Source organism: Glycomyces sp. NPDC048151, assembly GCF_043202775.1.
Lineage (GTDB): Bacteria > Actinomycetota > Actinomycetes > Mycobacteriales > Micromonosporaceae > Glycomyces.
In genome coordinates this window covers 136,701-160,683 of record NZ_JBIDBB010000007.1, presented here as the reverse complement: position 1 = coordinate 160,683, position 23,983 = coordinate 136,701, and the positions used below count along the sequence as shown (strand labels likewise).

General features: G+C 70.7%; 19 protein-coding genes and 1 tRNA gene. 9 read left to right on the top strand and 11 right to left on the bottom strand.

What is annotated here, in order from left to right; translation table 11 throughout:
- Nucleotides 1-6 precede the first annotated feature (6 nt).
- Together ACGGCP_RS18180 and ACGGCP_RS18175 are read right to left on the bottom strand one after the other, a co-directional pair.
- Nucleotides 7-1,104, bottom strand: a complete 1,098-nt coding sequence (locus ACGGCP_RS18180) for an adenosine deaminase (RefSeq protein WP_392967555.1) — start codon at nucleotides 1,102-1,104, stop codon at nucleotides 7-9.
- 36 nt (nucleotides 1,105-1,140) lie between these two features.
- A complete protein-coding gene (locus ACGGCP_RS18175) occupies nucleotides 1,141-1,761 on the bottom strand; it encodes a DUF4272 domain-containing protein (protein ID WP_392967553.1) in 621 nt (206 codons plus the stop codon).
- A gap of 411 nt (nucleotides 1,762-2,172) precedes the next feature.
- On the opposite strand from ACGGCP_RS18175, the gene ACGGCP_RS18170 reads away from it, so the two are divergent.
- Both ACGGCP_RS18170 and ACGGCP_RS18165 read left to right on the top strand, forming a co-directional pair.
- Nucleotides 2,173-3,633, top strand: a complete 1,461-nt coding sequence (locus tag ACGGCP_RS18170; RefSeq protein ID WP_392967551.1) for a protein kinase — start codon at nucleotides 2,173-2,175, stop codon at nucleotides 3,631-3,633.
- Nucleotides 3,630-4,340: a helix-hairpin-helix domain-containing protein gene (locus ACGGCP_RS18165; protein ID WP_392967550.1), complete on the top strand. Its 711-nt coding sequence runs from the start codon at nucleotides 3,630-3,632 to the stop codon at nucleotides 4,338-4,340. The genes ACGGCP_RS18170 and ACGGCP_RS18165 overlap by 4 nt, the downstream gene beginning before the upstream one ends.
- Nucleotides 4,341-4,438: 98 nt before the next feature.
- On the opposite strand, the gene ACGGCP_RS18160 is transcribed toward ACGGCP_RS18165, so the two are convergent.
- Both ACGGCP_RS18160 and ACGGCP_RS18155 read right to left on the bottom strand, forming a co-directional pair.
- Nucleotides 4,439-5,158: a hypothetical protein gene (locus ACGGCP_RS18160; protein WP_392967548.1), complete on the bottom strand. Its 720-nt coding sequence runs from the start codon at nucleotides 5,156-5,158 to the stop codon at nucleotides 4,439-4,441.
- 298 nt (nucleotides 5,159-5,456) lie between these two features.
- Complete coding sequence (locus tag ACGGCP_RS18155) at nucleotides 5,457-6,065, bottom strand: hypothetical protein (RefSeq protein ID WP_392967546.1); 609 nt, start codon at nucleotides 6,063-6,065, stop codon at nucleotides 5,457-5,459.
- A gap of 130 nt (nucleotides 6,066-6,195) precedes the next feature.
- Between ACGGCP_RS18155 and ACGGCP_RS18150 the strand changes: the two genes are divergently transcribed.
- Complete coding sequence (locus tag ACGGCP_RS18150) at nucleotides 6,196-7,932, top strand: N-6 DNA methylase (protein WP_392967544.1); 1,737 nt, start codon at nucleotides 6,196-6,198, stop codon at nucleotides 7,930-7,932.
- A 237-nt stretch (nucleotides 7,933-8,169) separates the two neighbouring features.
- The gene (locus ACGGCP_RS18145; RefSeq protein WP_392967542.1) at nucleotides 8,170-9,051 is read left to right on the top strand and encodes a hypothetical protein; all 882 of its coding nucleotides are present in this window, start codon (nucleotides 8,170-8,172) and stop codon (nucleotides 9,049-9,051) included.
- A 1-nt stretch (nucleotide 9,052) separates the two neighbouring features.
- Here ACGGCP_RS18145 and ACGGCP_RS18140 read toward each other — a convergent pair.
- The 4 genes from ACGGCP_RS18140 to cysS form a co-directional block, all read right to left on the bottom strand.
- Nucleotides 9,053-9,129: transfer RNA gene (locus ACGGCP_RS18140), tRNA-Thr, on the bottom strand.
- Between the two features lie 269 nt (nucleotides 9,130-9,398).
- Nucleotides 9,399-11,987: an Hsp70 family protein gene (locus tag ACGGCP_RS18135; protein WP_392967540.1), complete on the bottom strand. Its 2,589-nt coding sequence runs from the start codon at nucleotides 11,985-11,987 to the stop codon at nucleotides 9,399-9,401.
- A 615-nt stretch (nucleotides 11,988-12,602) separates the two neighbouring features.
- On the bottom strand, nucleotides 12,603-13,616 hold the full coding sequence (gene rlmB / locus ACGGCP_RS18130; protein ID WP_392967538.1) for a 23S rRNA (guanosine(2251)-2'-O)-methyltransferase RlmB: 1,014 nt from the start codon (nucleotides 13,614-13,616) through the stop codon (nucleotides 12,603-12,605).
- Nucleotides 13,617-13,674: 58 nt separating this feature from the next.
- A complete protein-coding gene (cysS, locus tag ACGGCP_RS18125) occupies nucleotides 13,675-15,072 on the bottom strand; it encodes a cysteine--tRNA ligase (protein ID WP_392967536.1) in 1,398 nt (465 codons plus the stop codon).
- Nucleotides 15,073-15,301: 229 nt separating this feature from the next.
- Between cysS and ACGGCP_RS18120 the strand changes: the two genes are divergently transcribed.
- A complete protein-coding gene (locus tag ACGGCP_RS18120) occupies nucleotides 15,302-16,261 on the top strand; it encodes an ATP-binding cassette domain-containing protein (protein WP_392967534.1) in 960 nt (319 codons plus the stop codon).
- Complete coding sequence (locus ACGGCP_RS18115; RefSeq protein ID WP_392967532.1) at nucleotides 16,254-17,042, top strand: hypothetical protein; 789 nt, start codon at nucleotides 16,254-16,256, stop codon at nucleotides 17,040-17,042. Before ACGGCP_RS18120 ends, ACGGCP_RS18115 begins: the two co-directional genes overlap by 8 nt.
- 56 nt (nucleotides 17,043-17,098) lie before the next feature.
- On the opposite strand, the gene ACGGCP_RS18110 is transcribed toward ACGGCP_RS18115, so the two are convergent.
- Both ACGGCP_RS18110 and ACGGCP_RS18105 read right to left on the bottom strand, forming a co-directional pair.
- Entirely contained in the window at nucleotides 17,099-18,166 is a 1,068-nt protein-coding gene (locus ACGGCP_RS18110) for an aspartate-semialdehyde dehydrogenase (RefSeq protein WP_392967530.1), read from the bottom strand.
- Nucleotides 18,167-18,168: 2 nt separating this feature from the next.
- Nucleotides 18,169-19,434: an aspartate kinase gene (locus tag ACGGCP_RS18105; protein ID WP_392967528.1), complete on the bottom strand. Its 1,266-nt coding sequence runs from the start codon at nucleotides 19,432-19,434 to the stop codon at nucleotides 18,169-18,171.
- Nucleotides 19,435-19,563: 129 nt separating this feature from the next.
- Between ACGGCP_RS18105 and ACGGCP_RS18100 the strand changes: the two genes are divergently transcribed.
- The 3 genes from ACGGCP_RS18100 (at nucleotide 19,564) to leuA (ending at nucleotide 22,974) form a co-directional block, all read left to right on the top strand.
- The gene (locus ACGGCP_RS18100; protein ID WP_392967526.1) at nucleotides 19,564-20,307 is read left to right on the top strand and encodes a hypothetical protein; all 744 of its coding nucleotides are present in this window, start codon (nucleotides 19,564-19,566) and stop codon (nucleotides 20,305-20,307) included.
- Nucleotides 20,308-20,462: 155 nt separating this feature from the next.
- Nucleotides 20,463-21,041, top strand: coding sequence for a nitroreductase family protein (locus tag ACGGCP_RS18095; protein WP_392967524.1), 579 nt, complete (start codon nucleotides 20,463-20,465; stop codon nucleotides 21,039-21,041).
- Between the two features lie 229 nt (nucleotides 21,042-21,270).
- Complete coding sequence (leuA, locus tag ACGGCP_RS18090) at nucleotides 21,271-22,974, top strand: 2-isopropylmalate synthase (protein ID WP_392967522.1); 1,704 nt, start codon at nucleotides 21,271-21,273, stop codon at nucleotides 22,972-22,974.
- 47 nt (nucleotides 22,975-23,021) lie between these two features.
- On the opposite strand, the gene ACGGCP_RS18085 is transcribed toward leuA, so the two are convergent.
- Nucleotides 23,022-23,978, bottom strand: a complete 957-nt coding sequence (locus ACGGCP_RS18085; RefSeq protein WP_392967520.1) for a hypothetical protein — start codon at nucleotides 23,976-23,978, stop codon at nucleotides 23,022-23,024.
- Between the last annotated feature and the right edge of the window lie 5 nt (nucleotides 23,979-23,983).

Sequence of the window (23,983 nt, the reverse complement as noted above, 5' to 3'; positions counted from 1 at the left end):
CCGAGCTTACTCAGCGTCGGCGGACTCCAGCGCGGCGTACGCGGGCCGGATCACTTCCTCGATGACGCGGCGGCGCTCCGGGTGGTGCAGGAACGACGCCTTCATCGCGTTCTCCGTGCAGCGCTTGACCTCCGCCCAGCCCCACCCGAACGTCTCCGACAGGATCTGGAACTCCCGCGAGGTGCTCGTGCGGCTCTGGAGGCGGTTGTCGTTGTTCACCGTGACCCGGAAACCGAGGTCGTACAGGGCCTTGATCGGGTGCGTCTCAATGGATTCGGCGCCCTCGGTCTGCAGGTTCGACGACGGCGCGACCTCGAGCGCGATGCGGCGGTCGCGGATGTAGTGCGCGAGGTTCGACAGCTTCGCCTCGTCCCCGGACAGGTCGATGTCCTTGATCAGCTGCACGCCGTGGCCGATGCGGTTCGCGCCGCACACCGCGACCGCGCCCCAGATCGACTCCGGGCCCACGGACTCGCCCGCGTGGATCGTGAACGGCATGTTCTCCCGGCGCAGGTAGTCGAACGCCTCGACGTGCCGCTCCGCCGGGTTGCCGATCTCCCCGCCCGCGATGTCGTAGCCGACGACGCCCTTGTCGCGGAAGGCGACCGCGAGCTTCGCGATCTCCAGCGTCCGGTCGGCGTGGCGCATCCCGCACAGGAGCGTGCGCACCGTGATCGGGTTCCCGGCCGCGGCGGCGAGGCGCTGGCCCTCCTCGAATCCGGCGAGGGTGGCCTCGACGACCTCTTCGAGGGCGAGGCCCGCGAGGAGCTGCTGCTCGGGGGCGTAGCGCAGTTCGGCGTAGACGACGCCGTCGGCGGCGAGGTCCTGGGCGGCCTCGGAGGCGACGCGGAAGCAGTCGTCGGAGCGCTGCATGACGGCGACGGTGTGCGCGAAGGTCTCGAGGTAGCGCTCGAGGGTGCCGGAGTCGGCGGCGTCGAAGAACCAGTTCTTCAGTGCCTCGGGTTCGTCGGCGGGCAGCGTGTGGCCGATCTCGTCGGCGATCTCGATGATCGTCTGGGGGCGCAGGCCGCCGTCGAGGTGCTCGTGGAGCACGGCCTTGGGGGCCTGGCGGATCGCGTCGATGTCAAGCGGCTTCGGATTCATCCCATGAATATAGCCAGCCGCAATCGCGGGCCTGCCTCACAGCCGCACTTCGTCCCAGTGGACGGGCCGCTCGTCGGCGAAGACCACGGCCCACTCCAGGGCCCAGCGGCGGTGCCACACCAGGTTGTCGTCGACGCCGCGCGGCGGGGCCTGCCCGGCGCGGCGGGCCTGGTCGCAGACCCAGTCGAGGCAGTAGTAGAGGTCGAGCATCTCGGCGATCACGCCCGGGTCGCGGGTCGGCGTGAGCTGGCGGTCCCGCCAGGCGCCGAAGGACTCCGGGCGGCGCAGGTCCGGCAACAGCTCGGGGAGCTCCTCGCTGCACGGCACCGCCGGGTCGAGGTGGTCGACGAGGCCGAGCAGCCACGAGACCGTGTACAGGCTCTCGAGCTGGTCGGCGTAGCGGGCGCGCTCGCCGCGGCCGCAGGCGATGAAGCCCCACTCGTCAGGGGAGAGGTGGTCGAGGACGTGCGCGTCGAGGAGCCAGCGCATCGCCAGCTCCTCAGGCATGTCGAAGACGCGGGCCTGGACGATGTTGAGGATCGCGGCGCGGGCCTCGACGTGGCCGCGGGGGCGCATGCGCGGGAGCTGCCCGGCCGGGAACGGGAGGGGGAACTGCGCGGGGGGCGCCGGTATGCCGAGCGCGCTGAAACCGTCCACTGTGCGCAGTCGAACGCTTCGCTGGTCTGAGATCGCCGTCGGCATAGGGCTCCCTACCACTTGGGGTTCACCGGTGGGGGTGAGTGCGCGTTCACTAGGAAGGGTGATTGTGAAGAACTGTAGCGTCCACCACAGGCCGGAGTCAACGCGGGCAGAGGAAATCTTTAAGGTTCTATCTACGTGTTACGCAGGTGTTTCACTCCTACCGCGCGTGAGTCGCAAGTGTCCCCGGGGACGAATCGAACCCACCGGTAACCACGCCCGTTCGACACCCTTCGACAGCGTTCGCACCCGCCCGGCACGATCCGGCGGAAGCACGGGCAACTCCGGTCACATCGGACGGCGTTCCGGAGGCGGGCCACCCGAGGGTCCGGCCTCCGTCCGCCGCGACGCGCCGGGCATGCTTGTACCGTGAGCACTCCCCAGGTCTTCGGCGACCGGTACCGGCTCGTCCGGCCCGTCGGCGCCGGCGGCATGGGCCGCGTCTGGCAGGGCCTCGACCTCCACCTCGAACGCGAAGTCGCCGTCAAGGTCGTCAAACCCGACCTCCTCGACGGCCCCCAGAAGCACGAGGCCGCCGCCCGCTTCCGCCGCGAGGCCCGCGTCACCGCCCAGATCCAGCACCCCGGCGTCCCCGCCATCTTCGACGCCGGACTCGACGACGCCACGGGCGAGCTCTACCTCGTCATGGCCTACCTCCCCGGCCTCAACCTCCGCGACCTCCTCGACGAGACCGGCGCCCTCCCCGGCGACTGGACCCTCGCCATCGGCGCGCAGCTCGCCTCCGTCCTCGCCGCCGCCCACACCCGCCAGGTCGTCCACCGGGACCTCAAGCCCGCCAACATCATCGTCGGCCCCGAAGGCCTCGTCCACGTCGTCGACTTCGGCATCGCCGCCGTCCTCGAACCCGACACCTCGCGCCTCACCATGACCGGCGACAAGCCCGGCACCCTCAACTACATGGCCCCCGAGCAGATCCGCGCCCAGCCCGCCGGGCCCGCCGCCGACCTCTACGCCCTCGGCGCGCTCCTCTACGAGATGGCCACCGGCGAACGCCTCTTCGCCGACCGCGGCTCCGCCTACGAGGTCCAGACCGCCCACCTCAAGGAACTCCCCGACCCCGTCCGCCGCCGCCGCCCCGACCTCCCCGCCGAACTCGACGGCCTCGTCTCGCGCCTCCTCTCCAAGGAACCCGCCGAACGCGGCTCCGACGCCGCCGCCGTCCACCTCCGCCTCGCCGCGCTCCTCGCCGCCGCACCCGCCTCCCTTGCGCCCGTGCACGACTGCGGCGACCCGACCTGGCCGTTCCGCGCCCCCCTCGCACCCGCCCGCGTCGCCGCCCTCGCCGCCGCCCAAGGCGCCCAGGCCGCCGCACCCGACCGCCGCGAACGCATCGCCGAAGCCGACCGGGCCTTCGGCGCCGGCGACTACAACGGCGCACTGAGCGCGTTCCGGTCCCTCGCCAAGGACTTCGAGAGCCCCGACCCCGCCCTCGCCCTCCACTGCCAGATGCGGGCCGCGCAATGCCTTGCCGCCCTAGGGAACGCGGCGAGCGCCCTCACCGGGCTCATCCGCGTCATCGAACGCCAGCGGCGCCTCGAAGGCGAACGCGCCCGCTCCACCCTGCGGTCGCGCCGCGTCGCGGCCGACCTGCTCGCCGTCCTCGGCCGCGCCCCCGAAGCCCACCACGAACTGTCCACAGTGGTTCAAGAGATGGCCGCGGCGCTCGGCCCCGCCGATGCCGATACGATCGAAGCCGAACGGCTGCTGCGGACCTGGTCCACCGCGCCCCAGGGCCTTCCGGCCGGGCCCCGGGCGGGATCCGCGTGGCCCGCGCCGCCCCCCGCCACGCCTGGGAGTCCTCCTCGATGACCGCCCTCGGTCCCTACGTTCCACCGCTCGACCACGACAAGAACCGCACGCGCAACGGCTGGGCCCGCTTCGGCACCTACATGTGGGCGTTCATGCCACTGCTCACCTGCGGCTTCGGCGCCCCGATCGCGTTCGCGACCGCGCTCGCCCGGCGCCGCGACAACCTGACGGTGACCGCGCTGGTGGTCCACTCGGCGCTGATGCTCGCGGGCTGCACCGCGATCGGCGTGTACGGGGAGTACCCGCCGCTGTGGGCCGACGTGCTCTTCTACTGCACTGTCGGCATCACGTCGCTCGTGTCGACCGCGCACCTGCTCCTGATCCGCTCGGCGGTCTGGGCGCCGCCCGAGCGCGTGCACGTCCCCGTCGCGCGGCTGTCGAGCATGGAGGTCGTGGACCGGGCGCGCCGCCTGCGCGACCAGGCCCGCCGCACCGCCGAGGCGGATCCCATGCTGGCCAAGCGGCTCGGCATCGGGCGGCCGGACCTGCCGCGCCAGTTCGACGACGGCGGCCTCGTCGACCTGAACCACGCGCCGCTGCCCGTGCTCATGTCCCTGCCGGGCGTCACCGAGCGCAGCGCACGCCAGATCCAGGACTGGGTCGAGCAGTCCGGGCCGTTCGGCAGTCTCGGCGAGGTGATGCTCGTGATCGAGATCAGCCCGACCTTCGAGCACCACCTGCGCGAGTACTGCGTCTTCATCCCCTAACGGGGGCAAGCGAGAAGGCCCCGAGACCAGGTCTCGGGGCCGTGCTGTTCGCGCGCGCTACGAGCGCGCGCTATGCCCGGCCTACACCGGGCGGGGTCCTACTCGAGGCAGAAGACCGAAGCGGTGCGGCCGAACTGGTCCTCGGCCGGGTAGTACGAGGAGCCGGTGCACTCCATGGCGAGCGCGTCGGCGTCGACGGTCGTCCACTCGGCCTGCGGGACCTCGATGACGCTGGTGATCGTCGCGTCGCCCGCGGCGCAGTCGATGGTGCCGAAGTTCCACTGCGTGGTGGCGGTCAGGGTGCACTCGCCGGGGTTGGCGGGCACGGTCGGGGTGACGCCCTCGGAGCTGGGGATGCCGTTGGCCTCGACGCAGAAGACGTAGTCGACCGCGTACGTGGTCTGGTCGTAGATCATGGACCAGTCGGTCCAGGTCGCGCCGGGGACCTGCGCGCCGACGGTCTCGCCGCAGAGGTCGTAGATCGGCTGCGGGTCCTCGACGCCGGTGCCGTCCGCGGTGGCGGTGACGGCCGGGTCGGCCTCGATCGCGGTGATGGTCCAGAACGCGGCCGGGTCGGAGCAGTCGACGGCGAAGACCGACGGGTCGTCGGAGATCATCTCTTCGGGGAGACAGTCGCCGGCCTTGGCCTCGGCCACGGCGTCGACCTGGTCGGAGCTGACCTCGGTGTCGCTGCCGGAGTCGGAGGCGGCCTCTTCGAGGATGCCGCAGCCGGAGAGGGCGACGCTGCCCGCGAGGGCGACGCCGCCGACGGCGAGGAGTCGGCGGATGGGACCGAAGGTCTCGGAGTTGAGGTTCATGAGCTGCTTTCTGTGGGTCACCGCCGATCGGGCGACGGTGCTAGGGAATTCAGCGCGACGATATGGGAGAGACTCAACTACTGAGACGGCAGGGATCGCTACGACGCCGCTCGTCACGCGCTTGACCTGGGATTTCTCGCTGTTCACTTGACGACCGGCCCGCTTGCATGGCGAGGATCACAATGGTTGCAATTCGGTCAAGCCGCAAGGAAACTCAACTGTTTCTCCGGTTTCCTTGCGGCGCAAAGGAGGACGCGGGTTCCGCCCAATGGTCGCCGCGCCCTCCGGCTCTGGGTACTCAGCCGATCTCGACGAAGTACTGGGTGCCGTCCAGGCTCAGGATGTCCTCGAAGTAGAGGAGGTACTGGTCGGCTCCGGCGGGGACCTCGACGCAGGCCGAGCCCGAGGAGGTGCCGCCGGCGGAGACGTCGGGGACGAGGGTGATCTGGTTCTCGACGGTGTTCATGCAGTCGATGCTGTCGTAGAAGGTGCCGTCGGCCCAGACGCCGAAGGTCACGTCGAGCCACAGCGAGCCGGTCTCGGTGCCGTTGTAAGTGCCGTCGAGGGTGACGAGGCTCTGCTGGAAGCCCTCGGCCGGGGCCGAGTTGAACTCGTCGGCCGCGACGACCGCGTCGGTCGCGTCGAGCGTCGCCTCGGAGGCGGTGACGGTCCAGTCGCCGACCTCGAGGGTCGAGCCGGCGGCGAGCGGGGCGTCGGGGCTGGTGCCGTCGCCGCCCGCGGGGGCCTCTTCTTCGGCGGCCGCGTCGGCCTCGGTCTCGGCGGCGTTCGTGGTGTCACCCGAGCCCGTGTCCTCGGTGCCGCAGGCGGAGAGGGCCGCGAGGGCGATGAGGCCGGCACCGGAGGCGGCGAGGAGGCGCTTCGAGATCTCGGGGAATTCGATGTTCATGATCAACCTTCTGTGGAGTGGTGTTCGTAGTTCAGATCTTGTGAACTCACTTCACGAGATTAGTAGACTGTGTCGAGCCTCCGCAACGCGGGGTGGGTTACGATTCGATAAATCCAGACAGGGGAGCCCCATGACCACCCGTGACGCCGGTTCCGGCGAGACCATCACGCTGACCGACCTCGCCCGACTCGCGGGCGTCGGCCGCAACGCCGTCAGCAACTGGCGCCGCCGCGAGTCCGACTTCCCCGCTCCCGTCGACGCATCGGCCCGGCGTTCACGGTTCTCGCTGCACGAGCTGGAGCAGTGGGCGCAGCGGCACGGCCGGGCGCTGCACGTCACCGGCGCCGACCGGCTCTGGTTCGCCCTCGCCGGGTCCCACCCCACCGCCGAGGCCGCGCTCGGCGCGGTCGCGGCCGCCTTCGGGGGCGGCGGCGAGCCCGCGATCGCCAAGGAGCTCAAGGACCTGCGGCGCGAGACGCCCGCCTCGGCGCTGTTCGAGTTCTTCATCGAACGCGCCCGCGAGGCCTCCGGGACCGGCGTGCCGCCGGGCATCGCGCCGCTGGCGGACATCGCCGCGGTCGTCGCCGAAGGCACCGCGAACCCTTCGGTCCACGACCCGGCCTGCGACGAAGGCGACCTGCTCGCCGAGACGGCCCGCCGCACCGGCCCCTGCCGCGTCCTCAGCGGACAGGACCTCTCCGCGTCGCGCGCCGCCATCGCCGAGCAGCGCCTGCGCCTCCTCGACGAGGACGCCGAAGTGACTGCGCGCGTGGGCGACTCACTCGTCCAGCCCGTCCCTGCCGAACGGTACGACCTGGTCGTGTGCGACCCGCCGTTCAACGTCAAGGACGGCGGCGTGAACCAGTACGTCATCGGGGACGACCCGCGCCTGGCGTACGGGACCCCGCCGCGCACCGAACCCGAGCTCGCGTGGGCGCTGCACTGCGTCGCGCTGCTGGCGCCGGGCGGCCATGCCGTCGTCCGCATGCCCGCGCAGGTCGCGCACCGCCGCACGGGGCGGCGCATCCGCTCGGAGCTGCTCAGGTGGGGTGCGCTGCGCGCGGTCGTCGACTCTCCGGAGGCCAAGGCGCACATCTGGATCCTCACGCCGCGCGGCGAGACGACGCAGCTGCTCGTGTCGGGCGGCGGCGACTTCGCCGAGGCGTGGCGGTCGTTCACGGCCGTGCCCGACGCGCCGCTCGCGACGGCCGATTCGACCACGGTGCCGCTCATGCGCCTGTGGGACGAGGACGTCGACATCTCCCCCGCGGTCTACCTCGCGAGCGCCGCCGCGGACGCCGCGAGCCTCGCCGAGGCCGTGTCGGGCCTGGGCGGGACCCTGGAGTCGCTCGCGCGGCACCCGTTGCCGCGCTTCGGGACCGGCACGGAGGAGAGCGTCCCGGAGACAAGCCTGGCCGACCTCGAACGGGACGGGCACCTCGTCATCGTCCCGGGCGGCAGTGCCGAATCGACGGCTCCGTACGCCGGGGCGGGCGGCGACGCCAGGTGCGTGATCGTCGACCCGGTGGGCGAGCCGCAGGTGCGCCTCGGCGTGCGCAACGAAGCGACAGAAACACAGTGGACAGTGACATGCGAGCCTACGGTCGACCTCGGCTGGATCGCCGCCGCGCTCACGGCGCGGCTCCCGACCGCGACCAAGCGCACCGCGACCGGCGCGAAGCGGCGCCTGCTCTCGGTGAAGATCCCGCGCCTCGCCCTCGCCGACCAGCAGCGCCGCGGCGCGGCGTTCACCGCCCTCGAAGACCTCCGCGCGTCCCTCGCACGCGCCGGATCCGAAGCGGAAGCCCTCGCAGCAGAGGCGGCAGCGGGCCTGGTCGCGGGCACGGCCACCGTGGAAGAACACTGAGCCCAACCCATACGGGCGGCCCCGGGTACCCTCCCGATCCCACCTTCACCACTACCAGTGAAAAGGACACCCTCCCATACGGGTACGACAAACCCCTATGACCTGCGAAAACGAAAGCCAGCCCGACAGGCGGGCGCGGGCGGTGTCACCCGAAAGCAGCCCGCTCGTGCAGGTGGTGCGGGCGGGCCGGATGCCATAACGTCGGAAGTGTCCCCGTCGCCCGCCGAAAGCCGCAGCATGGACCACGCCGAACCGCCCGAACCCGAGCCGCCGGCACCGGCTCCGAAACCCCGTGCACCCGTCACGGTCATCATCGCGATCGCACTGCTGTGGGCGCTCACCGCCGCAGCCGCCTGGGTCGCCCTCATCTCCGCAGTGGCGACCAGCTTCGAGGTGAGCGTCCGCTTCGCAGGTCCCTGGAGCCCACTGGAATTCATCGAACCGGCACTCATCGCGGCCGTCGCCGTCCTCTGCGGACTCCTCGCCGCGAAACTCCGCAGCGGCCGCGACTGGGCCCGCCGCGTCACCGTCATCGCGACCGCGATCGCCCTCGCCGCCGCGATCCTCACCGGAGCAGGACTCCGCGCCGGAACCGGCGCCGCAGGCACCGTCCTGCTCGCCGCGCTCCTCGTCCTCCTGGTCCTGCGCCCCGCCCGCGACTGGTGCGACTGCGACGCACCCCGCCACAGCCCCAAAGCCGACAGCGCCGCACAGCCGCCCCACCAGGTGGTCGCCTCGCTCCTGCTCCTCTGGACCGCCGCCGCGGTCGCCCTCTACGCGGGCGCGCAGGCGCTCCTCACCCTCGGAGGCGACGAAGCGGACCTCTCCGAGGAGAACACAGCATGGACGGCAGGACTGGTCATCGCACTCGCGATCGTCCACGCCGCCTTGAACATCGGATTCTCATTCCACCGCAACTGGGCCCGCTGGTCCACCCTCGCCCTCGTCGCGGCCTACGCAGCCTGGCTCCTCATCGCCGCAGCATGCGACCTCATCGACGACGGCACCGGCCCCTGGCCGATGCTCGCACTGCTCTGCCTGATCCCGCTCGCCCTAGTCGGCTCGCTGGCGGGCACGGACGCCCGGGAATGGTGCCGCCCCGAGGCGACCCAGAAGTAAATGGAGCCGGTGACAGGACTCGAACCCGCAACCTACGCATTACAAGTGCGTTGCTCTACCAATTAAAGCTACACCGGCTGGTCAGCACCGCTTTCACAGCGCGACGGGACGATTCTATCCGACCCAGGCGCGAACGGCGTCGTGGCCCGAAGCGGGCTGCGGGTCGTCTTGTAGCGGAATAGTGGCGCTGGGTTGCGAGCCTGAGGTCATGGAGGCGTCGAACGTAAAGACGAATGTCGAGCGGTACGGGCCCGCCGCGTCGATCGCGGTGTGGGCGGCGGCTCCGGTCGTGTGGCTTGTGGTCTTCCTGGTATGGCTGTTCACCGCGCCGTCCGAGCCGGGGTCCGCTAGGCGTCCCTGAACGAGAAGACCTGCATGCCTTCGAGGGTGAAGCAGGCGAGGCGGGTGTCGCTCGCGTCGCACGTGTAGACCTCGAGGTCGGTGCGCAGCGAGGTCCGGTCGCCGTCGCGGCCGAGGCCGATGACGTTGCCGGTGTTCGTGCTGAAGGCCGAGGCGGACGGCCAGGTGAGGGCACTGCCGCCGTCGATGGCGGTGAAGTCCTGGTCGTCGACGTCGTTGCCGACCGCGTCGAAGCCCTTGTCGTAGATCTGGGTGCGGACGTCGTCGCCTTCGTAGTGCTCGACCATCATGCGGTCGCCGAGCGGCGCGATGTAGCGGTACTCGCGCTCGTCGAAGGTGTGGACGATCTTCTCCTTGTCGGCGTTGTAGACCTGCCAGGTGAAGACGTCCGTGGCGCCCTCGACGGGTTCGCGCACGCACACGACCTTCTCGCCGCAGGCGGTGAGCTGGTCGGGCGCGGGCGTCTCGGACTCGACGTTCTCTTCGTCGAGGTCGGAGAGGCCGTCGTCGATGTCGTAGACGTTGAGGTCGTACCCGGTCTCCTTGTCGACGGCGACGTACAGGAGGTTGTCCCAGCCGAAGTAGAGGTCGTCGACGGTGTTGACCTCTTTCTCGGCCACGGTCTCGCCGGTCTCGACGTCGTAGACGTGCGCGACGTTGTCGCTGGTGACCGCCCACACGCGGCCGTTGCCGTTGGCGCGCAGGGAGGGCTCCTTCAGGTCATCCGGGGTGCCGACGAGGTTCCAGTTGGCGACGGTGACGCCCTCTTCGACGTTGCCGAGCTCCCAGCTGGAGACGGTCTCGCCGTTGCCGTCGTAGACGGTGAAGGCGTTGCCGCCCAGAGGGGCGACCACGAGGTTGTCGCCGGAGCGGACGGCGGTGCGGTCGACGCTGTCGACCGTGTTGCGGGTGTCGCCGTTCTTCCAGTCAAGGAAGTAGTAGCGGTAGGGCTTGTCGGCGCTGAGGTCGACCTCCTGGGAGAAGGCGATGAGGTCCTCGGAGACGTAGAAGTTCCCGTCCCAGCCGCTGCCCGGGATGACGACGTCCTCGTCCCACAGCGGGTCGCCCGTGCCGGTGTCGACGGCGCGCAGGTGGAGCTCTTCGCCGCTGGCGTCGCTGGAGGCGGTCGTGTACGCGTACAGGGCCTTGTCGTCCCAGACGCGCACCTGGAAGACGGTGTCGTTCGCTTCGGCCGCAAAGGGGACGACGTCGCCGACGGGGGCCAGCTCCTCGTCGAACGGCTTCTGCTTGTAGGGGTTGGTGAGCCAGAACCAGCCGATCGGCAGCACGATCGCGAGAACCACCACCGCCGCCGCGATCGCGATCCACTTCGGAGGGATCTTCCGCTTGGGCGCCTCGGTCTCGCCGCGGCGCAGGGTGATCGTCTCGTCGGTGCGCGGCGTGACCGGCGGCAGGCTCGCGCCGGTCTGCGGCGACAGGTGCGGGGCCGTGAGGTTCTGCGGCGGGGTCGGCGGGACCTGGACCGGCGGGGTCACGGGCGCGGGGCTCGCGAACGCCAGGGCCGCGCCCTCGCTGACGGGCAGTTCGGGCTGCTCGAGGACCGTGGGCGCGATGCCGAGTCCTTCATGGAGCATCTTGGACACCATGGGCATGCGGCTGGAGCCGCCCACGAGGAACAGGCCCGCGAGGTGCTCGGGGCGGCGGCCGGTGAGGCCGAAGACCCGCTGCGTCTCGGCGACGGCTCGGGCGAGGAGCGGGCGGGAGATCTGGTCGAGCTCGCCGCGCGTCAGGTGCAGCGACTGGGCCATGTCGGGCACGGTGACGGGTGCGACGGAGGACCGCGACAGCATCTCCTTGGCGGCGCGCACCTCTTCCCACAGTTCGCGCCGGTTGCGCAGTTCCGATGCGCCGCTGGGGTTCTCGAGTCGCTTCCAGATGTCGGGCTCGCGCTGGCGCACCGTGGCGCCGATGTGGGCGACGAGCGCGGCGTCGAAGTCGAGGCCGCCGAGGTCGGGCAGGCCGCCGTCGGCGAGGACCCCGAAGGAGCCGTCCGGGCGGCGTTCGAGGACGGCGATGTCGAGGGTGCCGCCGCCGAAGTCGAAGACCGCGAGGGCCTGGCCCGGGCGCAGCGGGTGCGACAGGCGCGAGGTGTAGTAGTGAGCGGCCGCAACGGGTTCGGTGAGGATCTTGACGGGCCGGTACCCGGCTTTGGCGGCCGCGTCGTGGAGGGTCGCGCGCCGCTGCTCGCTCCAGGCGGCCGGGCAGGTGAGGACCGTGTTCGGCAGGTGCCCGACTGATTCGACGGCGGTGCGGGCGACGCGGGAGAGGATCGCGGCGAGCGCGGCGGCGACGGGGATCTCGCGGTCGCCCAGGAGGATCGTGCCGTCGCCGATGCGCTGCTTGGGGTTCGGCTCGAACCGCTCGGGGGCGGTGAGCGCGAGCCGCTCGGCGTCGCGTCCGGTGTGGATGGTTCCGGCGGGGTCGAGGAACACGGCCGAGGGCATGACCGGGGAGCCGTCGAACAGGAGCGGCCGGGTGCGGCCGTCGGGCCACACCAGCATCGCCACGGTGTGGGAGGTGCCGAGGTCGACGCTCAGGAGGTAATCAGCCGGCATGTGGTCGCAGCTCCGGGGCTAGGGGGCGTGCAGGGTCGTTCCAGGTTAGTCCGGCGGGGCGAATCGCGCGGTCACGGGATGACCGTTTGTGGTCGGTAGCGGCGCGGGCGTTCGGGTTTCGGCGGGCACCACGGACACCGGTCGTCCTGCGGATTTCGCGCCCAGTCTCGGCGAAGCTTGCGAGCCGTCAATTTGCACAGGCGACAACCCTGCCTCGGGAGTACGACAGTTTCGGACCGCAGGGCGGGGGGTGCGTGACGGACGACACGGAGGTGTGTCCGGGCGGGCCCCGCCAGCGCCGGACGCCCACGCCGCAATCGATGCGCGTCGCGGTGGTCGATGCGGCGGCGTGCCTGGGCTGTGCCGCGTGTCGCGGCGGCGGCTGCGATTGCGCGTTCGAGCGGGTCGTCGGCGGTGCCAAGCGTCCACGCGTGCGGCGGTGCGTTGAGCTGCGTCGCGGGCGGTCCTGGCGACGGCGCGTCCGGGTGCGCGCCGCCGCGTTGATCAGCGGCGGCGGGCAAGGAGCGTCGGGTGATGCCGCGAGCGGCTCGCGGCGGCGTCCAAGGCGCGTCGCATGGTGCCGGGCGGCTCGCTCTGCACCGGGCGTTTGCGTGCTTAGCGGCGCTGACGTTGGACCTCGGCGAGGGCGATGGAGGCGGCGACTGAGGCGTTGAGGGATTCGACCTCGGAGGAGATCGGGATGCCCGCGCGGTGGTCGCAGGTCTCGGCGACGAGCCGGGAGACGCCCTTGCCTTCGTCGCCGACGACGATGAGCAGCGGGTCGTTGGCGACGGGGAGGTCGAAGACGTCGACGTCGCCGCCGCCGTCGAGGGCGACGGTCATGAACCCGGCCTGCTGGCAGGCCTGGATGGTGCGGGTGAGGTTGACGACCTTGGCGACGGGCAGGCGGGCGGCGGCGCCGGCGCTGGTGCGCCAGGCGACGGCCGTCACGGAGGCGGCGCGCTTGGACGGGATGATGAGTCCGTGGCCGCCGAACGCGGCGGCGGAGCGGATGATCGCGCCGAGGTTGCGCGGGTCGGTGACGCCGTCGAGGGCGACGAGGAGCGGCGCGGTGCCGGAGGTCTGGCTGATGCGCAGGAGGTCCTCGAACTCGGCGTACTGGTAGGGCTCGATCTGGAGGCCGATGCCCTGGTGGAGGGCGTTGTTGGTGCGGCGGTCGAGGTCGCGGCGGGCGAGTTCCTTGATGGGGAGGTCGCGGTTGCCGGCGAGGCGCACGGACTCGGCGACGCGGTCGTCGAGCTCGGTGCCGAACGCCACGTAGAGGGCGGTGGCGGGGACCTTCGCGCGCAGTGCCTCGAGGACGGGGTTGCGGCCGAGGATGAGCTCGGGCTCGTCGTCGCGGCGGCGGGTCTGGGCGCGGTTGGTGGGGCGGGCCTTGCCGATGTTGGTGGTGCGGCCCTCGGCGGCGGCCTTGGCGCGCTCCTTGGACTGCTTCCACTGGGTCTTGCGGGGCTTGTCGTCGCCCTGGTACTCCTTGTGCCAGGGGCGGTCCTCGGCCTTGAGGGTGCGCCCCTTGCCGGCCAGGCCCTTCTTGCCGCCGCCGGAGCCGATCTTCGGTCCGGCTTTGGAAGTCTTGCGGCGGTTCGGGTGTCCACCCTTGGTGCTCATCGGTCTCGGTTCCCCAGGTCTCGGTCGTGGTCGGCGGCTTCGCCTCGATGCGGACGCGCTAGTTCACTGTCCACACGGGACCGCGAGGGGTGTCCTTGACGGTGATGCCGGCATCGCTGAGTTCGTCGCGGATGCGGTCGGCAGCCGCGTAGTCCTTGCGGGCCCTGGCCTCGGCGCGCTGTTCGAGCGCGAGCTTCACGAGCGCGTCGACGGCGCCGTGCAGCTTCGCGTCCCCCGGGTCGTCCCAGTGCGGGTCGAGCGGGTCGAGGCCGAGCTGGTCGAGCATAGCTCGGACGGCGGCCGCGTGGCGGGCCGCGGCGGCGTCGTCACCCGCGTCAAGTGCGGCGTTGCCCTCGCGGGCGGAGTCGTGGATCACGGCGACGGCCGCCGGAGTGTTCAGGTCGTCGTCCATCGCGGCGGTGAACTCGGCGGCGAGCGAGCCGCCGATGGTGGCCTCGGCACCGAGCGCCTCGGCGGCGCGGTGCACGAAGTTCGACAGGCGCTCCCACGCGGAGCGGGCCTCGCCGAGGGCGTCCTCGGAGAAGTCGACGGCGGAGCGGTACTGGACGCCGGTCAGGTAGTACCGGATGGCGGCCGTGTTGAAGCCCTTCTCGCCGAGCGCGGCGACGGACAGCGTGTTGCCCAGGGACTTCGACATCTTGGTGCCCGAGAGATTGAGCATCCCGTTGTGCACCCAGTACTTGGCGAACGGGAGCCCGGCGGCGGTCGACTGGGCGAGCTCGTTCTCGTGGTGGGGGAACATGATGTCGGTGCCGCCGCCGTGGATGTCGAAGCCGTCGCCGAGGTAGCGGCGGGCCATCGCGGAGCACTCGATGTGCCAGCCGGGGCGGCCGGGGCCCCACGGGGAGGTCCAGGCGGCGTCGGCGGGCTCGCCGGGCTTGTGGGCCTTCCAGAGGCCGAAGTCGCGGGAGTCGCGCTTCGCGCCGGCCTCGGGGCTGGAGAGCATGTCCTCGGGGCGGCGGTGCGAGAGCGCGCCGTACTCGGGCCAGGAGGAGACGTCGAACCAGACGTCCCCGGCGCCGGTGACGTACGCGTGGCCGCGTTCGATGAGCTCGGTGATGAGGTCGATCATCTGGGTGATGTGCCCGGTCGCGCGCGGCTCGTACGTGGGCGGCTCGCAGCCGAGGGCCGCGTAGGCGTCGCCGAGGACGCATTCGTTGGCGTAGGCGATGGACCACCACGGGCGGCCCTGCTCCTCACCGCGCACGAGGATCTTGTCGTCGATGTCGGTGACGTTGCGCACGTACGTGACCTTGTAGCCGCTGCGGCGCAGCCAGCGGATGAGCACGTCGTAGGAGACGCCGGAGCGGAGGTGCCCGATGTGCGGCGGCCCTTGGACGGTGAGGCCGCACAGGTACACGCCGACTTCGCCGGGCTTCCGGGGCTGGAAGTCGATGACGGATCGGGTGCCGGTGTCGTACAGTCGCAGGCTCACCCGACAAGTCTAAACAACGCAGGCCCCCGCCTAGCGCGCCTGGCCCCGTGTGTCAACCCCGTGTGAACGGGAGTTCGAGGGCCGGGGCGGCGGTAGTACCCCGGTACCGCCCGGCCCTGGTGGCTCCTCCCGGGGCATGAGCCGGAAATCCGCCTGGAAGCAGACGCGCGGCAGGCGCGGTCCGCTTAGGCTGATGCCGTCCCCAACCCCGCTCAGATCGGAGCCACATGTGATCACCGCGAAGGGCCTGTTCAAGCGCTATCGCAAGACCGTGGCCGTCAACCAGCTCTCCTTCGAGGTGCGGCCGGGCGTCGTCACCGGTTTCCTGGGGCCCAACGGCTCCGGGAAGTCGACGACGATGCGCCTGATGCTCGGCCTCGACCACGGCGAAGGCGAGACCCTCTTCGACGGCGAGTCGTTCACCGACATCCGCCGCCCCATGAACAAGGTCGGCACCCTCCTGGAGGCCAAGCCGTTCCACCCCACCCGCTCGGCCCGCAACCACCTGCGGATGCTCGCCAGCGCCAACGGCATCGGCGACAAGCGCGTCGACGAGGTGATGGAGCTGGTCGGGCTCGGCAGTGTGAAGCGGAAGAAGCCGAAGGGCTATTCGCTGGGCATGGCGCAGCGCCTCGGCCTGGCGCAGGCGCTGCTGGGCGACCCCGGCATCCTGCTGCTGGACGAGCCGACGAACGGCCTGGACCCGCACGGCATCCACTGGATGCGCGACATGCTGAAGCATCTGGCGTCGCAGGGCCGCACGATCTTCGTCTCCAGCCACCTGTTGTCGGAGATGCAGTTGATGGCCGACGAGCTGGTGGTGATCGGCCGGGGCACGATGATCTTCAACGGCGACGTGGACCAGTTCGTGCGCGAGTTCACGCAGTCGACAGTGATCGTCCGCAGTCCGAGCGCGGACGGTTTCGCGACGGCCCTGGAGGGCGCGGGTGCGGGCGTCGTGAGGGGCAAGGACGGCGAGCTCGTGGTCTCCGGGTTGGAGATCGGCGCGGTCGGGCATCTGGCGTTCACGGAGAACGTCGAGCTGTCGGAGCTGTCGACGCGCAGTGCCTCCCTGGAGGAGGCGTTCATGTCCGCGACGGGCGCCTCCGAGGAGTTCGTCGCCGCCGAGCCGCTCGGCGGGACTGCCCAGACCCCTGCTACCCAGACCGGTGGTGCCCAGAATGCTTGACGCCCTTCGTTACGAGTGGACGCGCCTGACGACGCTGCGGTCCACGTACTGGCTGGCCGGTATCGGTGTGCTGGCGGCGCTGGCGATTCCGGTGATCGCGGGGATCGCGGTGTCGGATCAGCCTTTGGACCAGGTGACGGCGGCTGCCGGGTTGAACGGCGGTGCGGCGTTCGGGATCCCGTTCCTGGCGGTGTTCATGGCGATCATCGGGATCTTCGCGACCGGGCACGAGTACCGGCACGGGACGATCCAGCCGACGTTGACGGCGCTGCCGCAGCGTTCGAGGCTGATCCTGGCGAAGATCCTGGTCGTGTCGGGTGTGACGGTGGCGGTGACGGTGTTCTCGCTGGCGTTGAACGCGTTGACGCTGCTGATCTTCTGGGGCGACGTGCCGGGCCTGTTCGAGGACCCGCTGCGGTCGGCGCTGATCGGGTACGTCGTGTACACGCTGATCTACACGCTGACGGGCCTGGGCCTGGGGCTGCTGTTCCGCGGCGTGCCGTCGGCGCTGGTGGTGATCTTCTTGGCGCCGTTGATCATCGAAAACCTGATCTTCGGCCTGTCGTTCCTGCCGGCGGCGGACTGGCTGGTGCCGGTGGTGAAGTTCCTGCCGTTCTCGTCGGGCGCCCGTCTGATGGCGGTGGACCTGACGGAGATGACGGGTGAGGGGATGCCTGACTTCGACTACTTCGGGCGTTGGGGTTCGGGCGCGGTGTTCGCGGTGTTCGCTGCGGTGATCATCGCGGCGGCGTGGACGCTGTTCAAGAAGCGCGACGCGTAAGACGACGCAAGAGCGGCCCGGGGCTCACCGCCCCGGGCCGCTGCTGCTTGCCTCGCTTACGCGTTGGCTTCGAGTTCGCGGCGCACGAGGTCCGCGGTCTCGATGGAGTTGAGGGCGGCGCCCTTCATGAGGTTGTCGGCGACGACGAAGAACTCCAGGGAGTTCGGGAAGTCGATCGACTGGCGGATGCGCCCGACCTGGGTGCCGCCCTTGCCGACCGAGTCGATCGGCATGGGGAACACCATGTTGGCCGGGTCGTCGACGAGGTCGACGCCGTCGGCGGCGCCGAGCACGCGGTGCGCGTCGGCGACGGTGACCTCGCGTTCGAAGGTGGCGTGGACGACCTGGGAGTGGCCGACGGCCACGGGGACGCGCACGCACGTGGAGGCGACCTTGAGGTCGGGCAGGCCGAGGATCTTGCGGGACTCGTTGCGGACCTTGAGTTCCTCGGAGGTCCAGCCGTCGTCCTTCCAGCCGCCGACCTTGGGGACGACGTTGAGGGCGAGCGGCGCGCCGAACGGCGCGTTGAAGTCGTCGCCGAGGACGGCGCGGATGTCGCCGAGCTCGGTGCCGATCCTGTCGATCCCGGCGAGCTTCTGGATCTGCGCGTAGAGCGCCTCCAGGCCTTCCTTGCCGGAGCCGGACGCGGCCTGGTAGGACGCGACGGACATCGAGACGAGCCCGAATTCGGCGTTCAGGGCCGCGAGCGAGGGGATGAGCGCGAGCGTCGTGCAGTTGGCGTTGGCGATGATGCCCTTGGGGCGCACGGCGGCGGCCTCGGGGTTCGCCTCGCGGCACACGAGCGGCACGTCCGGGTCCATGCGGAAGTACCCGGACTTGTCGATGACGACGACGCCCTTGGCGGCGGCGACGGGCACCCATTCGGCGCTGACCTCGTCGGGCAGGTCGAAGTGGGCGATGTCGACGCCGTCGAACACGTCCGCGGCGAGCGCCTGGACCTCGATCTGCTCGTCCCCGACCTCGAGGACCTTCCCGGCGGAGCGGGCGGAGGCGACCAGTCGGATCTCGCCCCAGTTGCCGCGCTCCTCGGCGATGAGCCGCCGCATGATGGAGCCGACGACGCCGGTGGCGCCGACGATCGCGACGTTCAGCTTGCGCGCCATGCCTATCGCCCCGTTCCGGCGTAGACGACGGCCTCTTCGGCGCCGCCGAGCTCGAACTTGTCGTGGACGGCGCGGACGGCCGCGTCGAGGTCGGTGTCGCGGCAGACCACGCTGATGCGGATCTCCGAGGTCGAGATGATCTCGATGTTGACGCCCGCGTCGGCCAGCGCCTGGCAGAAGTTCGCGGTCACGCCCGGGTGCGAGCGCATCCCGGCGCCGATGAGCGAGATCTTGCCGATGTTCTCGTCGTAGATGAGCTTCTCGAACCCGATCGAGGCCTGGTGCTTCTTGAGCGCCTCGGTCGCCTTCGGCCCGGCCTCCTTGGGGAGGGTGAACGAGATGTCGGTGTGGCCGTTCCCGGCGGTCGACACGTTCTGGACGATCATGTCGATGTCGATCTCGGCGTCGGCGATCACCTGGAAGATCGAGGCGGCGGCGCCGGGCTTGTCCGGGACGCTGGTGACGGTGATCTTGGCCTCGGAGCGGTCGTGCGCGACGCCGCTGATGAGTGCTTGCTCCACGGGCAGCTCCTCCATGTAACCCGACACCATCGTGCCGGTCTTGGTCGAGTACGACGAACGGACGTGCAGCGGGAGCCCGTAGCGGCGGGCGTACTCCACTGCGCGCAGGTGCAGGATCTTGGCGCCCGAGGCGGCCATCTCCAGCATCTCCTCGAAGGTGATCGTGTCGAGCTTCTGGGCGTTCGGCACGATCCGCGGGTCGGCGGTGAAGACGCCGTCGACATCGGAGTAGATCTCGCAGACGTCCGCTTCCAGCGCCGCGGCGAGCGCGACGGCGGTCGTGTCGGAGCCGCCGCGGCCGAGCGTGGTGATGTCCTTGGTGTCCTGGCTGACGCCCTGGAACCCGGCGACGATCGTGATGAAGCCCTCGTCGAGCGAGGAGCGGATGCGTCCGGGGGTGACGTCGATGATGCGGGCGACGCCGTGCGCGGCGGTGGTGATCATCCCGGCCTGGGAGCCGGTGAAGGACCGGGCCTGGAAGCCGAGGTTGTTGATCGCCATCGCCAGGAGCGCCATGGAGATGCGCTCGCCGGCGGTCAGCAGCATGTCGAGTTCCCGGGGCTCCGGTACCGGCGACACCTGGGCCGCGAGGTCCAGGAGCTCGTCGGTGGTGTCACCCATGGCGGAGACGACGACGACCACGTCGTCGCCGCGCTTTCGCGTCGCGACCACTCGTTCGGCGACGCGCTTGACGCGTTCGGCATTCTCCACCGATGAACCGCCGTACTTCTGCACGACTAGCGCCACGGATTTCACCTCACTCGCTCGTGTCTCAGGTCACTCGACGCCGCCCGGTCGGGGGCGGCCACCTCACCTTAGCTGCGCATACCGGTGTGTCGCCAGGTCGTTCTGGGTGGTGGGACAGAGAATCGGGCGGTGGCATGGAAACGCACCGGCAAGACAGTGGCAGCGCTCACGTTCGTGTTGGCGCTGGCGGGCTGCGGGACGGCGACGGCCGTGGACCCGCCCGAGGACGCGCCGCGCCGCCCCAGCGCCCGGCAGACCCTGATCGGGCGGGCGAGTCTCGCCCTCGACCGGACGTTCACCGCCGAGTACGAGTGGTCCGAGGGCGGCACCGTGACGGTGTGGGCCGCCGAGGACGGGACGTGGCGGGTCGACGTGCCCAGCTGGGCGCACGGCGGCACCGTCGACGTGTCGGTGGCGTGGACGACCGGCGGGTTCTTCCAGTGCGCGGCGGGCCGGTGCGTGCGCCTGGCCGGGATCACCGGTGAGATCCCGAAGGACTTCGACCCGAAGGTGCAGCTGCCGTTCGTCGAATGGCTGCCGCGGCTGCTCGACCGGCACCTGCCGTTCGCGATCGCCCAGGACGGCGACTGCTTCACGCTCACCCCGAACACCGTGGTCGTCGACCCGCCGATCCCGCCCGGCGAATGGTGCCTCGACGACGCCGGGACGATCCGGTCGGTCGAGTCGGGCGCGTTCGGGACCCTCGAGCTCGCCGCCGAACCGGCCGAGGCCGTCGCCACGGTGGAACTCCCCGGCGACCTCTCCGACGCCGAGCCGATGGGCCGCAAGGCGCCCCCGGAGCCGACCCCGACACCGGACCCGTCCGCCGCGCCGTCGGCGACACCGTCACCTTCGCCGACACCGGCCGAGTAAGGAAGCCGACACGAGCAGGCGTCCCGCCCCCTGCCCGTGGCACCATGAACGATGGCGAGCGACGACGCCGCTACGCGACGGCACCTTGTGCCGCGACCACTGCAGAAGCGCCCCGCCGGGGACACCGGCGGGACCCGCGACCCGAAGGAACGCGCATGACCGCACCGATCGACCGCCACGCCCAGACCGCGGTCCCGATCCACCCGCTGCTCGCCGCCCGCCACTCCACGCGCGCCTTCGCCCCCGGCAACGACCTCACCGAAGCCCAGGTCACCGCCCTCCTCGAAGCCGCCCGCTGGGCCCCCAGCGCCGGCAACACCCAGCCGTGGCGGTTCCTCCTCGCCCGCCGCGACACCGGCGAGTTCAAACGCGTCCTCGAGACCCTCAACCCCGGCAACCGCGACTGGGCCGCCAACGCCTCCGCGCTGCTCGTCGCCGTCCGCACCGACGCCAACGCCAAGGGCCCGCTCTCGCACGCCGCCTACGACCTCGGCCAGGCCGTCGCGCACCTGACGTTCCAGGCCGCCGCCGAAGGCCTCACCGTCCGCCAGATGGGCGGCTTCGACGCGGCCGCGCTGGCCGCCGAGTTCGAGCTCGCCGCGCCGCTCGTGCCGACCACCGTCGTCGCGATCGGCCTGCCCGGCGACCCGGCCGACCTCGACGACGCGCTCGCGGGCCCCGACCGCACGGTGCGTGCCCGCATCGCCGTCGACGACCTGCTCATCCACCCGTAATGCGGCCGGGGCGGTGCCGCATCGCGGCGGTTCCGTCCCAATATGCGGGCGTCGAAGTCGACCGGAGTCACCGCGCAGGTGTACGCTCTCGGGGTCATGCGGTACTCGATGCTCCTTAGCTGCCGCGGCGGGGCCAACTAGGTCGGCTCCTCGTCGCGGGTTTTCGCATGCCGGCTGGCTCAAAGCAATCAACGGCTCAGACCACCAGCGACATCTCACAGGAGCATCAATGTCTTCCTCTTTTGCGGACCGCGCCAAGCGCTACCAGCCTTACCACTCGCAGTTCAAGGTCGACCTGCCCGACCGCACCTGGCCGGACAAGATCACCGAGACCGCGCCGATCTGGTGCGCGGTGGACCTGCGCGACGGCAACCAGGCCCTGATCGACCCCATGACCCCCGACCGCAAGAAGAAGATGTTCCAGCTGCTGGTCGACATGGGCTACAAGGAGATCGAGGTCGGCTTCCCCTCCGCGTCGCAGACCGACTTCGACTTCGTGCGGCAGCTGATCGAGCAGGACCTCATCCCCGACGACGTCACCATCCAGGTCCTGACCCAGTGCCGCGAGCACCTGATCGAGCGGACCTTCGAGAGCCTGCGCGGCGCCAAGCAGGCCATCGTCCACTTCTACAACTCGACGTCGACCCTGCAGCGCCGCGTCGTGTTCGGCCTGGACAAGGACGGCATCACCGACATCGCCACGCAGGGCGCGCGGCTGTGCCTGAAGTACCAGGAGATCCACACCCCCGACACGGCGATCCGCTACGAGTACTCCCCCGAGTCGTACACCGGCACCGAACTGGACTACGCGGTCGAGGTGTGCGCCAAGGTCGCCGAGGTCATCCAGCCCACCCCCGAGTGGCCCCTGATCGTCAACCTGCCCGCCACCGTCGAGATGGCCACCCCGAACGTGTACGCCGACTCGATCGAGTGGATGCACCGCAACCTGCCGAACCGCGAGTCCCTGATCCTGTCGGTCCACCCCCACAACGACCGCGGCACCGGCGTCGCCGCCGCCGAACTGGCCGTCCAGGCCGGCGCCGACCGCGTCGAGGGCTGCCTGTTCGGCAACGGCGAGCGCACCGGCAACGTGTGCCTGGTGACGCTGGGCCTCAACCTGTTCAGCCAGGGCGTCGACCCGGGCGTCGACTTCTCCAACATCGACGAGATCAAGCGCGCCGTCGAGTACTGCAACCAGCTGCCCGTGCACGAACGCCACCCGTACGCCGGGGACCTGGTGTACACGGCGTTCTCCGGCTCGCACCAGGACGCCATCAAGAAGGGCTTCACGCACCTGGAGGCCGACGCCGCCGCCGCGGGCGTCCCCGTCGACGAGTTCACCTGGGGCGTACCGTACCTGCCGATCGACCCCAAGGACGTCGGCCGCAACTACGAGGCCGTCATCCGCGTCAACTCCCAGTCCGGCAAGGGCGGCGTCGCGTACGTCATGCAGAGCGAGTACGGCTTCGACCTGCCGCGCCGCATGCAGATCGAGTTCTCCGGCGCGATCCAGCGGCACACCGACGCCTCCGGCAAAGAGGTCTCGACGCAGGAGATCCACGAGATCTTCCGCCGCGAGTACCACCCCGAGTACCAGCCCACGCCGCGCCTGGTCGTCGAGGACCACACGACCGTCTACACCGGAGAGACGCTGACCCTGGAGGCGTCGATCGTCCTGGACGGCGTCGAGCAGAAGGTCGCCGGCACCGGCAACGGCCCGCTGTCGGCGTTCACCGACGCCCTGGCCTCCGTCGGCGTCCACGTCGAGGTCCTGGACTACGCCGAGCACGCCCTGTCGGCGGGCCAGCACGCCCAGGCCGCCTCCTATGTGGAGACCGCCATCGACGGCCGCACCGTCTGGGGCGCGGGCGTCCACCCGAACATCGTCCTGGCCACGATGCGCGCCGTCGCCAGCGCCTACAACCGCGCCTAGACGCAAAACGCTAGGGCCGCAGACAGTATCGTCTGCGGCCCTTCGCGCTACCTCCGGTAGGCCCGGAGCAGGATCGACATCATCGCCAGGCCCGCCGCCATCGAGAGCACATGCTCGACGCCCGCGACCCACGGCGATTTCAACGGCTCCAGGTCGGTGATCGGGAGCAGCAGCCAGAGGATCCGCCAAGCGTTCCAAGCGAACAGCGAACCCGACGCCACGAACCCGAGCGTCATCGGCAGCCACATCGGCAGCCTTCCGCGGCCCAGTGCGCAGACGCTCCACGCGCCGAGCACGGCCCATGCCGCGCTCGTGCCGACCAGCAGGCGCGAGTCGCGGTTCCACAAGTCGAGCGCGTCCGGATTGAGGCCCGCCGTCCCACCTGCGGCCCAATAGGTCCACAGCGCAACCGGGACAGCGGTCGCCGCCAGCGCGAAACCGAGCCGCGCCCCGGAGGCGGCCCTCGCATCGCGTGATCGGCCGGTGAACGCGGCGGGCCAACGCTCCCGCATGTAGACGGGGACCGCGACGATCAACCCGAGCGCCATGCCGGTGAACCCGACCCCGATGAACGCCAGGTCCCAGGCCGGGAACGGCTCGCTGACCGGATCGCCTCCCGAGCCGCCGCCCGCCGCGCCCAGCAGCGCCGACAGCACCGAATAAGGCAGCAGCGAGACCAAGAACCCGCTCGCGGCCCAAGCGAAGAGGATCACGATCCACGCCGGGATCCGCTTCCCCCACTCCTGCGCCAGCGCCAGCCCGAGGGCCACCCCGAGCCCGGCCATGCCGATCGTGACGACGTTCAGCGCGATCCACTCCGGCATGTTCGCGCCGAACTCCTGCGGCACCGCCCCGATGAACGCCCCGATCACCCACACGATCTTGACCACCAGGTACAGGGACATCGTCCCCGCCGCCACGAACCCCGCGACCCGGCGGGCCCGCACCCAGCCAGATGCGAGCGGCCGGTCCTCAGCCGCCATGACTTGCTGCTTGTCGCTCATACCAA

Coding starts and splice junctions, on each gene's coding strand:
- ACGGCP_RS18180 (WP_392967555.1), bottom strand. CDS start 1,104: ATGAATCCGAAGCCGCTTGACATCGACGCGATCCGCCAGGCCCCCAAG.
- ACGGCP_RS18165 (WP_392967550.1), top strand. CDS start 3,630: ATGACCGCCCTCGGTCCCTACGTTCCACCGCTCGACCACGACAAGAAC.
- ACGGCP_RS18160 (WP_392967548.1), bottom strand. CDS start 5,158: ATGAACCTCAACTCCGAGACCTTCGGTCCCATCCGCCGACTCCTCGCC.
- ACGGCP_RS18155 (WP_392967546.1), bottom strand. CDS start 6,065: ATGAACATCGAATTCCCCGAGATCTCGAAGCGCCTCCTCGCCGCCTCC.
- ACGGCP_RS18150 (WP_392967544.1), top strand. CDS start 6,196: ATGACCACCCGTGACGCCGGTTCCGGCGAGACCATCACGCTGACCGAC.
- ACGGCP_RS18145 (WP_392967542.1), top strand. CDS start 8,170: ATGGACCACGCCGAACCGCCCGAACCCGAGCCGCCGGCACCGGCTCCG.
- ACGGCP_RS18135 (WP_392967540.1), bottom strand. CDS start 11,987: ATGCCGGCTGATTACCTCCTGAGCGTCGACCTCGGCACCTCCCACACC.
- rlmB (WP_392967538.1), bottom strand. CDS start 13,616: ATGAGCACCAAGGGTGGACACCCGAACCGCCGCAAGACTTCCAAAGCC.
- ACGGCP_RS18115 (WP_392967532.1), top strand. CDS start 16,254: ATGCTTGACGCCCTTCGTTACGAGTGGACGCGCCTGACGACGCTGCGG.
- ACGGCP_RS18110 (WP_392967530.1), bottom strand. CDS start 18,166: ATGGCGCGCAAGCTGAACGTCGCGATCGTCGGCGCCACCGGCGTCGTC.
- ACGGCP_RS18095 (WP_392967524.1), top strand. CDS start 20,463: ATGACCGCACCGATCGACCGCCACGCCCAGACCGCGGTCCCGATCCAC.
- leuA (WP_392967522.1), top strand. CDS start 21,271: ATGTCTTCCTCTTTTGCGGACCGCGCCAAGCGCTACCAGCCTTACCAC.
- ACGGCP_RS18085 (WP_392967520.1), bottom strand. CDS start 23,978: ATGAGCGACAAGCAGCAAGTCATGGCGGCTGAGGACCGGCCGCTCGCA.